Genomic DNA, 12,510 nt, shown 5'->3' with positions numbered 1-12,510 from the left:
GAGTTCCCGCGTGGAGACCGTCCGCATGATCTCTGTCAGCAATCTATCTTGTTCCATGGAGGGGGCGGGGCGGACGGGGAGGAACGTTTACAACAATGAACAGCGGTTTCGACGGCACAGGCCAAGGCAAAGCAGCCCGCGGGCAAACCTCCTCACCGGTTGGCTCCCAGGCTCGCCCGCTCCACGTCCTGCAAGGCGACCTTCTTGTTCCGCAGCCGTTCCAGCAACTGACCTAAGGCCATATCCAGCCGGGATTCCTCTTTGCCGGCCATAACGTTGCGCAAGACCCTAAACAAACGCCATGGCCGGATAAGATAACTGATAACGTAAAACATCAACATGCCGCCAAGCCGGTAGACGGTCAGCTGACGATTCGAGATGTGCGGCGAGTAGGAATAGGAATACCGCATATCGCTGTAGCTTGTGAGCATCAGAAAATAATCGCTGTCCATAGCCTTGATGCGGCCGGATTGCTGCAACTCTTCGAAAAGCTCGGATCCCGGGTAGGGGGAGAAGCAGGCGATGTAGACATCGTGCACGCCGAGGATGGCCACCTCCCGCAGAAACCGGAAGCTCTCGAAGATCTCCTTCTTCGTTTCATGAGGAAACCCCATGATCATGTTGAGCTTCACGTTCATGCCTTCCTTAATGGCGTTCCGAATGGAAACCTTCATTCGATCCAGGCTGACCTTTTTCTTGATCAGCTTGAGGGACGTGGGGGAACCGCTCTCCGGCGCATAGCTGATGTTCCGCTGCCCCGACCGGTACATCAAGGGCAGCACCTCGGCGTCCAGCGCCTCTGCACGCGTTCCCGCCGGCATTTGCCAGGTGATGTTCCAGTTCTTCGCAATGACCTTCTCGCAAAATTCCTTGATCCAGTCCTTCTTGATGATGGTCGTCAGATCGTAGAAGTCGAAGTTTTGAGCCTGAAAGTTCTGAACGTAATACTCCATCTCGCGCAGCACATCGTCGACCGGACGGGCCTGCCAGCGCGTCGTCCACATCTGGGGGCTCGAGCAAAAGGTGCACTCGAACGGACATCCCCGCGACACTAGGAGCGGCACAGTCCGTCCCGGATTAACCCCGTAACCCAGCCCGTTGGCCATGTATGTTTCCAGCGGGAAGAGATCCCAGGCCGGCCAGGGGATTTCGTCGAGCTTCCGGATACGGGGTCTCGTCGGCGTTCTGATAAATCCTCCGTCGGCGCGGAACATGATGCCGGGGACGGCGTTGAGATTCCGTCCATCGTGCAGTGCATTCAATAAGTCAATAATCGTCTCTTCACCTTCGCCCATCACGCACATGTCGATCTCAGGACAGTCCCCCAGGCAGAACTCCGGAACGGCGTTGATATGCTCCCCGCCGCAGATGACCGTCACGCCGGGATTTTTTTCGTGCACGGCCTGGATGATGGCTTTGTGCACCGGCCAGTCATGCGAGAACATCAGCGAAACGCCCAGAATGTCCACCTGGCCGACTCGTTCGACGATTTGAGGAATCGGCAGCCCGTACGAAAGAAAATTGGGGTTCTCCAGTACCAGGCATTGGAAGGGGGCTTCACCCAGAGCATCCACGCAACGGACTTGAAACCCCGCCTTCCGGATGGAGGCGGCAACGTAAGCCAGCCCGAGAGGGGGGCAGATGGAGGACACATGCGCCCACCTCGGCACGACCATAGGCGGCCTCAGAAGGACGATGGACTTGCGCCCGCCGGACGGCGTCATCGTGGGAGCCTGCGGCTGACTCTCTTCAAGGGTGATCAGATTCATATTCTCCGTTCGCCCCACCGTGGGCCGCTCATGTGCTTTTCATGCTGAGGGGGGTCGTCATTCTAAGAATCGAGGGCGGAATGCCGCCCTGGCCCATTGAATGCTCGTAGCGGACGGCGGCGGTACCGGTATTGTACGGGATATTCAGCTTGCCGCGCACGTCGGCTTCGAGCCAATCGCGCAGTCGGACCAATTCTTCCGCGCTGAGGTGGTCGGTGTAGGTATAGGACGTGTATTCCCCCGGCACACCTTTGTAGTATTCGGCCACGTGGCGATAGTCCACTTCGATGCTGTGAAGACGATCGCCGGTCTTCTGATACGTGTACGTCCAGACTCCGGGCTGCGTCTGCACCGCCTCGTCGAAATACGGCGTCCCCGGATAGGTCGTGATCACCGTGGCGTCGAAATCCGCCGGCTTGACGGCCAGCAACCAGTCTCGCGTGGCACGGATCGTCTCCTCCGACTCTCCGGGATGCCCCAGCGACATCAGGGCCTTGACCTTCAGGCCGTGCCGCTTGGCGATCTCCATGCAGCGGGTGTTATCCGCCTGGCTGGCTTTTTTCTGGATGTTGGTGAGGATGCGCTCGTGCCCCGACTCGAACCCGATCAGGACCCATCGAAAGCCCGCCCGATACATGGCTTCGGCCTGTTGGTCCGTAAAGAGCTCGGACTTAATAAACCCGCGGAGCCTGAATTCAACCCCGAGATCGCGTTGCGCCTTGGCGATCAAATCCATCAACTCGACGATTTTCGGGTTCACATTCAACTCGTCATCATACAGCATGAACCCCGTGACACCGTACGTCTCGTGCAAGTGCACCATTTCCCGCACGATGTTCTCCGATGTCCGCATCCGGATGCGGCGGAGAAACGGACTCATGCGACCCCCGCAGAACCCGCACCCGAAGGGGCAGCCAAGCTGCGCGATCATGGACAGCGCGCGCACCCCGTCGATCGTATAACGATAGCTGTCGACGTCCAGCAAATGTCTGGCCGGAAACGGCAATTCGGTCAGAGCCTGATTGTTCAGGAATAGGTCGGTTTTCGGATCATCGCCGTCCACCAGTTTCGGGGGATGATCCTTCAACGCCTCAAAGACCGCCAGCTCTCCGTCGCCCGTAACCAGCACGTCGAACATCTCCTGGAGCTGCCGGATCGCCGTCGTTCCCCGGCCCGGCACCCCCCGTTTCTGCTCGTATTTGTACGCCGCCTGGATCAGGGTGACGTGCGGGCCGCCGAGGATAATTCGGACTTCCGGACGAACTGAGCGTATGACCTGATAGACCTTGGTCGCGGCGGGCATTTGGGGCGTGGTGGCGGTTAGCCCGTAGCACCTGGCCCCGCTGGACGCCACATGATCGCGGACAACATCTTCGTAATTGGCCACCCCTGATAAATCAAGCAGTTCGACCTCGACCCCGGCCTGCTCAAGCACAGCCGCGACCTTCAGAACTCCGAGCGTCATGAACACCCGCTCGTCAAGCAGGAAGATCGAAGGGGGGATGATGAGGCAGATCCGGCTCACCATGACGGCTCTCTCATCCAATGCCGCGGTTCATCCGATGAATTGCGCCCGCGCAGGATCCGAAACCGGCGCCACGCCACCCTGGAGTCAAGGATGCTCATGCTATCCAAATTCCGACCTACAGGCAACAAATAAATGGCTCCCCCTGGGCCCAGCCGTTACAAAGGACGGATGCGCCATTTGACGATCGTCCAGAGCATGCGCATGCCATCCCACCAGGTGATTTTTTTGCCTTCACTATAGCTGCGCGGAGCATAATGAATCGGCACCTCGACGATCCGATGCCCCAACCGCAACGCTTTGCAGATCATCTCATTGTCAAATTCGAACCCTTCAGATCGGATCGCCAGCGAGCACATGAGACGGCGTGTCAGCGCTTTATAACATCCTTCGTAGTCCGTGGCCCGATTCCAATAAAGCAGATTGGTCACCATAATAATGACCTTGTTGCCGATGTAGTGGGTAAAAAATGGCGACTTCCCTCCCCACTGGTATGTTTGCTCCCGGATCAGGAACCGCGATCCCATTACGAACTCCGTGTCTCCCGCCAGAATCGGCGCAAGCAGTTGCCGGAAATCGTTCGGATCATATTCGAGATCTGCGTCCTGAATGATCACCACATCGCCGGTCGCCGCCTCCAGCCCGGTCTTGATGGCGCCTCCCTTGCCGCGGTTGCGCTCGTGCAGGATCACGGTGATCTCGGGTTCTTGCATATTGCGCAGAATGTTTCGCGTGTTGTCCCGCGACCCGTCATCGACGATGATAATTTCCCGCTCCAGATTGCCGATATCCGCCTTCTGCACCCGGCAGATCACGGCCTCGATCATCTCCTCCTCGTTATATGCCGGAATGATTACCGTGAGTTTTTTCATGCACAATCCTTCCGTTTGCTCTTTAACGCCACGACCGAGGAGCGTCGGGGGCTACTCCACCAACTTCATGAAGACGTAGGCACTCACGAGGCAAACCACGAAATATCCTCCTGCGGCGCTCCAGCGTACGCGGTTCTCGCCCGCCCAACCCACCAGGGCGGCGGCGGCATACCCCATCAGAAGCGGTTCAACGCACAGGCGGAAACGCGGGATGCCAAGGATCAGCGCGGTCATCACAAGCCCATACAGGACCGGAGCCATGGGCCCCCACCAGAACTCCTCGCTCCGCCGATGACGCCAGATATAGAGCAGGAGAAAAGGAAGCATGAAAATATAGATATAATGCAGCGAGGGACGAAGACGCCCTTCGGCGTTGTACCGGCCAAAGAACTCCCAGTCGAATGGCATCACAAACAACGCGTACTTCTGTAACGTGGTCGTCAGAGCCAGCCCCGGCTCATCCAGAATCCGCTTCGCCGCTGCCTGTACATAGAAGCGATCCTGCTCGAAATGGTCAGTGATTTGATTGGCTTGCCGACTGACGTCATCGTTGGCCATGCGGCCAAATGCCAGGGGGGCCGGCGGGAACCAGGCCGAGTAGATGGTGGTCCCCGGGGTCGTCATCAGCACAAAGTGATGCCACACGCGATAGTTGCGTATCGCCCATGGCGCCAGCACGACGGCCCATATGGCCAGATAGATGGCCACGTAGCGGAGGACCCTCTGCCAAGGCTCTTTCCTCAGGGCCAGCATAAGCAGGACCGGCAAGAACACCAGAAGCAGGAGTCCATACCCCCTCACGAACGCGGCCAGGGCAAGAGAGAAAGCGCAGAGGGCAAGGGCGGCAACGCGTTGCGTCCGCAGAAACCACATCCAGGCCATGAAGCCGATCATGTAGAGGATAACGTGCGGCCCTTCGGAGGCCAGCATGGACGAGCTGCCCAGCAGGGCGGGGTTCATCGCCACCAACCCAAACACCGTCCACCCGACGCCGGCACCGAACGTCAGAGTTGCCCATCCGGCCGCCAGAACTACCGTAAGCCCGTAATATATCCGTTGGACGAGCGGCGCCCAGCCCAGGCTGTCGCGCTCTACGAAGAGGCTCAGCAGGAAGGGATATCCCGGCGGGAAATGCAGCGACGCGTCCGGCCTGTTGCGGTACAACTCGCCCCCGCCGAATGCGAGGTCCCTGGCAAGCATGACGTACTGCGCATCATCTCCTCCTTTATCGGGAAGGGTAAAGGGCAGAAAGAAATGCGTCACGAGGACCATGACACAGGCTCCCGCGATCTGAAGCGCGATGTGGAGAGCAGGCGGGCTCGAAGCCGGCGCGGCCAAGGCCCGCCACCGAGCGGTCAATACCCGAGCTGCCGAACCGCCAGCCTCAGAATTCATGGTCCGCCAGATCAGTGCCATGGACAACCCAGGACAACGGTTTCCGTGGTATAGTAGGCGCCGTATTAGCGACGGAGCAGCAAAGCCGGCAGCTGAATGCCGGGAATACCTGCATGACGAAGCGTTTTCGCATTCTGCATCTTATCGAGGATCTGGGTTCGGGGGGAGCTGAACGGCTCCTTTACACGAACCTTTCCCGCCTAGACCGAAAGCAATTCGACGGGCTCGTTGTGTATCTCTATGATCAGAACGACTTCTGGAATGAGCCGATCCGGCGACTTGGCTATCCTGTCGTCTGCCTGCAGCTCCGGTCCATTTATGATTTACCCCTTGGTATTATCCGCCTGTGGCGGCTGCTGAAACACGAGCGGGTCGATCTGATCCATGCCCATCTCTATGGCGCCAACATCATCGGCCGGATCATCGGCCGGTTGCGGGGGATTCCCGTCCTGAGCTCCCTCCACTGTCCGGATTACGAGCCGATCCTGCTCCAGGACAATCCCTCGCTGACCCCCCTGAAGCTCGCGTCGCTGCGCCTTCTCGACTGGCTGTCCTGCCGCTTCGCCCCCCCCGTGTTTCTCGCGGTCTCGAACTACGTCAAGGCATCCGCGGTTCGCTATCTGGGACTGGCGCCGGAGCGGGTATCGGTCATCTATAATTCGGTGGATCTCACAGCCTTCGAGGGGCCTGAGGACAGGCGGCACGCGATGCGAGCGACGCTCGGGATCACCCATTCCACGCCGGTCGTGCTCTGCATCGCGCGCTTCAATCCTTTAAAGGGCGTGCGGTACCTGATCGAAGCGGTGCCCTTGGTGACGGAGCAACGGCCGGACGTCTGCTTTCTCTTCATCGGCGCCACGAACCCGGAAGCCGAGCGGTCCTTCCGGGAGTTTCTCGAGCGACGGGGCGTCGCCGATCGGGTGCGCCTCCTCGGCATCCAGCCGGACGTGCGCCCGTATCTCCAGCTCTGCGACATCTTCGTGCTTCCATCGCTCGCCGAGGGACTTGGGATCGCCCTCGTCGAAGCCATGGCGATGGAGCGGGCCTGCGTCGCGACGCGAACCTCGGCCCTGCCGGAGGTGGTCGCTGACGGGCGTTCTGGGATACTGGTTGAACCGGCGAATCCCTCCGCATTGGCAAGGAGCATCATCGAGCTACTGGCTGATCCAGCCATGAGAAAGAGGATGGGCCTTGAAGGTCGAAAGATCGTTTCCGAACTATTTGACGCGGAGAAAAACGTCCTCGCACTCGAGTCGCTGTACTGGCAGATATTGCACACAGGTTGATCCTTACTTTCCCTCGCAACGCTTCCACTCCCGCAGACCTTCCTGTCTCCATCGAACCAAGTGGAGGGGAGCCTTCCGGATCAGATGGTGCACCCCATAGACGGCAAAGAGGATCATGAAGGGCTCCATGAGCAGCCGGGTCCGGTATTCGGCGAAAAACAGGACGTTTACCAGGCACATGCAGACGATGGGCAAGGTCAGTGAGAGAAACTCCGGCGGAGCCAGGCCTTTCGCACAACGGTAGAGATACAGCCCCACGCCTGGCAGGCTCAGCAGGAAGACCATGGCGGTGAGGAGATTGATTTTCTTCCCGGTGCCGAAATTCGCCGGATACAAGGTGATGGCCAGTTTCCGCAGCCAGAGATCCGGAACCGCCCGCCAGTTGGCGACTATCCAGTCCACCGCCTCCTTCCGGAGAATGGCCTTGGCTTGCGTCTCGTCATAGCCCTGCATGTAGACGAGGCCCGGATACTTCTCTTCCAACTGCCTGAGCAGCGGGAAGTCCTGGGGACGGCTGTAGCCTTCGTCGTACATGCGGCCATCGATCGACCCCCGGGCCTCCGCATTGTTCCCCAGCCATAGCTGGATCCCGCCTTGCGAGCTCAAGGAAAAATCGCCGAACACGAGATAATTTCGGACCGGCCAGGGAAGCAGGATCACCACCGCCACAAAGACGGCGACAAGGACGTTCCTTCTGAACTGTACGTTCCGAAGCACGAGCGCCAGGACGACGATCCCGGCCAGCACCAGCACCAGATAGACCCTGCTCAGAAGACAGAAGCCCAGAACGGCGCCGGCCAACAGCCGGCTCCGGACCGTGCCATGCGGGTCGTGGAGCAGATAATAGGACCAGATGAAAAGCGGGGCCACCAGGGTTTCAGCGGTGAACCTGGCCATGGAGGGCGAGAGAAAAACCAGGTTCGACGGCCAGAGCACGTAGAGGAGAGCCGCCCCAAACGCCATCCCGCGACTTGCCAGGAACAGGTCCGCCAGCTTGTACAGATAGACGCCCCCGAGACACAGAGCCGCCAGATGAACGCCGTACATGAACAGCCAGACCTGAAGGGCATTGGCTTCCGTGATCTGGTACCCGGTATCCCGGCAAAACAGCGCCAGGGGGATGGCGAAAAGGAACGGCGAGCCGGGCATTCTCCGATAGGTGATGGTCTTCGCCCGGACGGTCAGCATCTCGCCGTCGGAGTCCATATACCCCTTTCCGGAGAGCAGATTGGCCGCGATCGCGAAATAATGCGTGTTATCGCCGACGGTGAGCTCGAGGTTGGCCGTAAACCGGTCGCGCAGGCTCAGCGTGTTCCAGTCAAACACGAAATTGGTGAATTGAAACGCCAGGGTCAGGACGACAATCGCCGTCAGCGGTTTCCAGTCATCTCCCGTTGCCCGATGTTGTTGTTCCGCAGTCATGGCCATTGACGTAATTCCGCCCCGGGGGGTCACTCGACCTTACGGGCAATCGCCAAAAGACTCTGTCCGAAGGGAGGCTCCCAGCGTCGCTCCAGGCGCGTGGTCAATGGAGTGACCCATTTGTCGTACCGGCGGACATCCGCAGGCCGTGCCGTCGTTTGCCTGAGCACGCGGCTCGCCAGAAACCAGGCGAAGACGCCGGGCCAATTGAAATACCGGATACACAGGGGCTCGAACCCCGCCTGTTTCAGCCGCATGGTCAGGCCCGCCTTGCTATAGCGTCGATAATGGCCCAGCGCCACGTCGAACGCTCCGTACAGCCACTGGAACGCCGGCACAAACAGCAGGATGGTCCCGTTGCGTGCCAGGATGCGGTGGATCGTGCTCAAGGTCGCTTCGTCCTTCTCGATGTGTTCCAGCACGTTCACCATCACGACGGAATCGGCGACCAGCCCGCCGCTCAGCACTTCCAAAAATCCGTTCACCAATTTCACGCGGGACTCATGCCCGAACCGTTCGTGAAGTAAGGGAAACAGGTTGGCGGCCGGCTCCACGAGGGTCAGCTCGCAATCCGGAACACGCGCCAACAACGAGGCGGAAAAGGACCCGACGCCGGCCCCGATTTCAACGACCCGCCTCCCCACGTAAGGACGGAACCACTCCGCAATGGCGCGATGGTAGTTGGTCGCCGCTTCCATCGCATCCAACTCGGTTCCGCGATATAGAAAATCATTCATAGGAGCTGCAGAATCCACCAAGGAGCGATGACTTTCCATGCGGATGAGAAGTTTTATCTGAAGCGGGTCACCAGGATGGCCCACAGAGCCAGGAGGCCGTCCCGCCACGCGCGGATCTTCTTCCCCTCCCGCTTCGTCCTGGGACGATACTGCACCGCCGTTTCCTCGACAGTGTATCCTTTGCGCACGACTCTGGCGACAAGCTCGAAATCCAGGTCGAAGCCGCTGCATCGTAGGTCCAGACTGCGTGCAACATCGCCGTCCATCAATTTTAAGGCCGTCGCAGCGTCCGTGATTCGGCAGCCATACAACGCATTGATCAGCCATGTCAGGAACCTGACACCCAGGTAATTTCTGTAATAGACGTATTCATGGCGGATGCAGCCGCCCAGAACCCGGCTTCCCAGCACTAACTGCGACTTCGTTTCATTGGCGCGGTCGAGCATGGTCCAGATTTCACTGGCTTGGTACTCCTGATCGGCATCATGGATGATGACATGGCGGCCGCGTGAGAGTTTCATCCCCCGCTTCACCGACCCGCCCTTGCCGAGATTGCGCTCGTTGAACTGGACCTTCGCAACGGGGTGAATGACGGTCTTCAACCATTCACGGGTCCCATCCGTCGAACAATTATCCAGGACGAGGACCTCAACAAGCTCGCGACGTCCTTCCAACGCCTTGAACAGTTCGTCGAGACTTGCCTGGATCCTGCCCATCTCGTTATACACACACATGATGATCGTCAGATCGGGATCCATTCACAGCTCCTTTGCCTGGATATGCTGGCTCTGACTGTTAAGGGATGAGCTACGCTGCAGTGGATCAGAGAGACCGAGCCGTTGACGGTGCCACGCCACCGTGCTTCGTAGGGCTTCTTCAAGCGGCCACTGCGGACGCCAGCCCAGAAGGGATGCGGCCGGTTCCAAGTCGGCCACAGCCTCATGTTCGTAGGGACGATCTGGAAGCCCCCCGAAGACCGGATCGGCGACGGGACCAATTACCGAGGCCACCTGCATAACCAGCTCGCGAATGGTGACGCCCATGCCACTTCCGAGGTCAATGCAGGAACCCAAGGCTGCGGCCGGAGCAACAGCAGCCTTCAGCAGACCTCGCACAACATCTTCCACATAAACGACGTCGCAGCGCCGCCCTCCGCTCGTCAGGACGGGCGCCTCTCCCCGCAGAAATTGCTCGATCACATAGGGGATCAGCTTCGGCGGTTCCTGCCAGGGGCCGAAGGTCAGAAAGGTGCGCAGATGGATGACCGGCAAGCCGTAGAGGCGGTGAAACATTCTCCCGTATATCTCGGCGACATGTTTCGAGGCGGCGTAGGGAGAACTGACTCCGTTATCGCGGTCAGCGCCCTCCGCCTCCGAAGAGCCGATCAGGAGGAACCGGTCGCACGACACCTCGGCGGCGGCCAATAAGAGATGGACTGTGCCGATGGCGTTGGCCTCGAAAGTCGGCAGGACCATCTCGCGTTCCCGTCTGGCAAGCGTCCGCCCGGCAAGATGGACGATCAGACTTGGACGATGCCGGCCCAGGAATGCCTTGACATCGTCGAGGCGGCGCAAGTCCAGCGCATTGTAGGAGATGCCTTCGTGCATGCCCCGCCCCTTGCCTGAGAGAGACACTCCGGTGACGCATGCACCGAGCGAAGCAAGTGCTCGGCATAGATTCGTCCCGATGAACCCGGTGGCGCCGGTGACGACGACCTTCAAGCCGCGAAACTTATGGCCAAATTCATCCGCGAAGGAACCCATGGTACCACCCGATGGTCTCGCGCAAACCCGAGTCAAGATCGAACTCCGGCTTCCATTGCAATAACGAAAATGCCTTGGCTGAAGAGAGGTACTGACTCTTGATTTCCCCCTGGGCACAGTTCTGCACGTCCGGCTCGATGTGCTCGCAGTCCATCAGTTTGCGGATCCGGAGGACGAGATCCAGCACGGTCAACGGCTGTTCCATGCTGAAATTGAATCCCTCGCCTGCATTCCGTCCGCCAGTTAGATGTTCCGCCAACCGCAGGTAGGCCCGCACGACGTCCTTGACATAGATGTAGTCCCGGACGAATCTACCGTCGCTCCGTATGATAGGACGTTCTCCAGCCAGAAGTGATCGGATCGTTCCAGGCACTATGCGGCTCCAATTCAGGTCCCCTCCCCCGTAGATGTTACCGCAGCGCGCGATGGCGACGGGCAGTCCATAGGTGTGGTGATAGGACTGGGCCAGGAGATCCGCACAGCTTTTCGAGACCTCATAGGGATGCCGTCCGTTCAACGGCATCTCTTCCCGGTACGGCAGGTCGGCCTGCTCGCCGTAGGCCTTATCGCTGGAGGCGATCACCACCCGCTTCACACGGTCTCTGTGTAACCGGCATGCCTCCAGAAGGTGATAGGTTCCGCGAATATTCGCCTCAAACGTCGGAAGGGGGGACCGATGCGCGACACCCACGATGGTCTGCGCACCCAAATGGAAGACGGTGTCGATCTCATGGAGATTGATGGCTCTTTCAAGTGTCCCGAACTCCTCCAGTGCCCCGTTGACCACGGAAATCCGTTGAATGTCGCCGCTCCTGTACAGCTCGGATTGAGGGTCGGCATCCTGCACGAGGGCCACCACCGAGGCTCCCCGCGCAAGCAGTTCTTTGACCAGCCACGCCCCGACGACCCCCGTCGCCCCCGTGACAAATACCCTCCGTCCTGTCCACTGCGGCCTCATTCTGACCAGACCTTCCAGGGAGCCTTGCCGGTCGCCCACAAGGTTTCGAGCAGACGCACGTCCCGGAGATTGTCCATGCATTGCCAGAATCCTTCATGACGATAGGCGGCCAACTGGCCATCCTTCGCCAGGCGCTCCAGTGGTTCCCGCTCAAAGATGGTCTCGTTGCCATCGATGTAGTCAAATACCCCGGGCTCTAGGACGAAAAATCCTCCATTGATCCAGCCTTCACCGATCTGCGGTTTTTCGCTGAACTCGGTGACGAGATCTTCGTCAAAGCTCAGCCCGCCGAATCGCGATGGCGGACGCACCGCCGTGACAGTAGCCAAGCGCCCATGCGCTTGATGGAACCGCAGCAGATCCTGAAGGTTTGCGTCACAAACGCCGTCGCCGTAGGTCAGCATGAAGGGCTCGTTTTGGACCCATGGAGCAAGTCGCTTGATCCGCCCCCCAGTCTCCGTCGCCACGCCGGTGTCGATGAGATGGACCAGCAAATCCTCACGGTGGCCATCATGGACCGTCACGGCTCCGGTTCCGAGTGAAACCGTCAGATTGCAGTTCTGATGGTAATAATCCAAGAAATAGCGGCTGATCACATTTCCCTTGTACCCAAGCGCGACCACGAATTCCTTGAACCCATAGGTGGCGTAACTGCGCATGATGTGCCAGAGAATCGGCTTCCCGCCGATCTCCACCATTGGCTTGGGCTTGACCGCCGTCTCTTCCTGGAGGCGGGTTCCAAGCCCTCCTGCGAGTATGAGAACCTTCATACCATGACTCCCC

The 12,510-nt window shown here is 59.3% G+C and carries 11 protein-coding genes; 1 reads left to right on the top strand and 10 read right to left on the bottom strand.

The genetic code is table 11. The annotated features are described in order from the left end of the window. Positions 1–152 precede the first annotated feature (152 nt). From EPO61_01045 to EPO61_01030, 4 genes are all read right to left on the bottom strand, one after another. Positions 153–1,769: a radical SAM protein gene (locus tag EPO61_01045; GenBank protein TAJ10895.1), complete on the bottom strand. Its 1,617-nt coding sequence runs from the start codon at positions 1,767–1,769 to the stop codon at positions 153–155. 28 nt (positions 1,770–1,797) lie between these two features. Then, on the bottom strand, positions 1,798–3,297 hold the full coding sequence (locus tag EPO61_01040; protein ID TAJ10894.1) for a B12-binding domain-containing radical SAM protein: 1,500 nt from the start codon (positions 3,295–3,297) through the stop codon (positions 1,798–1,800). 155 nt (positions 3,298–3,452) lie between these two features. Then, positions 3,453–4,166 (bottom strand): glycosyltransferase family 2 protein, encoded by a 714-nt coding sequence (locus tag EPO61_01035; GenBank protein TAJ10893.1) that lies wholly within the window; start codon positions 4,164–4,166, stop codon positions 3,453–3,455. Positions 4,167–4,217: 51 nt separating this feature from the next. Further along, positions 4,218–5,525, bottom strand: a complete 1,308-nt coding sequence (locus EPO61_01030; protein TAJ10892.1) for a hypothetical protein — start codon at positions 5,523–5,525, stop codon at positions 4,218–4,220. Positions 5,526–5,674: 149 nt separating this feature from the next. Between EPO61_01030 and EPO61_01025 the strand changes: the two genes are divergently transcribed. Next, complete coding sequence (locus EPO61_01025; protein ID TAJ10891.1) at positions 5,675–6,847, top strand: glycosyltransferase; 1,173 nt, start codon at positions 5,675–5,677, stop codon at positions 6,845–6,847. 3 nt (positions 6,848–6,850) lie between these two features. Here EPO61_01025 and EPO61_01020 read toward each other — a convergent pair whose 3' ends face one another. From EPO61_01020 to rfbF, 6 genes are read right to left on the bottom strand one after another with little or no spacing between them, the layout of a single operon-like run. Next, complete coding sequence (locus tag EPO61_01020) at positions 6,851–8,275, bottom strand: DUF2079 domain-containing protein (GenBank protein TAJ10890.1); 1,425 nt, start codon at positions 8,273–8,275, stop codon at positions 6,851–6,853. Between the two features lie 23 nt (positions 8,276–8,298). Next, positions 8,299–9,333 (bottom strand): class I SAM-dependent methyltransferase, encoded by a 1,035-nt coding sequence (locus EPO61_01015; protein ID TAJ10889.1) that lies wholly within the window; start codon positions 9,331–9,333, stop codon positions 8,299–8,301. Beyond that, positions 9,060–9,764, bottom strand: coding sequence for a glycosyltransferase family 2 protein (locus EPO61_01010; protein TAJ10888.1), 705 nt, complete (start codon positions 9,762–9,764; stop codon positions 9,060–9,062). The genes EPO61_01015 and EPO61_01010 overlap by 274 nt, the downstream gene beginning before the upstream one ends. Continuing rightward, positions 9,765–10,769 carry an NAD-dependent epimerase/dehydratase family protein gene (locus EPO61_01005; protein ID TAJ10887.1) on the bottom strand — a complete coding sequence of 335 codons (1,005 nt, stop codon included), beginning with the start codon at positions 10,767–10,769 and terminating at the stop codon, positions 9,765–9,767. Further along, on the bottom strand, positions 10,750–11,727 hold the full coding sequence (locus EPO61_01000; protein TAJ10886.1) for an NAD-dependent epimerase/dehydratase family protein: 978 nt from the start codon (positions 11,725–11,727) through the stop codon (positions 10,750–10,752). The genes EPO61_01005 and EPO61_01000 overlap by 20 nt, the downstream gene beginning before the upstream one ends. Next, a complete protein-coding gene (gene rfbF, locus EPO61_00995; protein ID TAJ10885.1) occupies positions 11,724–12,497 on the bottom strand; it encodes a glucose-1-phosphate cytidylyltransferase in 774 nt (257 codons plus the stop codon). The genes EPO61_01000 and rfbF overlap by 4 nt, the downstream gene beginning before the upstream one ends. Positions 12,498–12,510 lie beyond the last annotated feature (13 nt).

This window comes from Nitrospirota bacterium (assembly GCA_004296885.1).
Classification (GTDB): Bacteria; Nitrospirota; Nitrospiria; order Nitrospirales; family Nitrospiraceae; genus SYGV01.
This window is presented reverse-complemented; position numbering and strand designations above follow the sequence as displayed.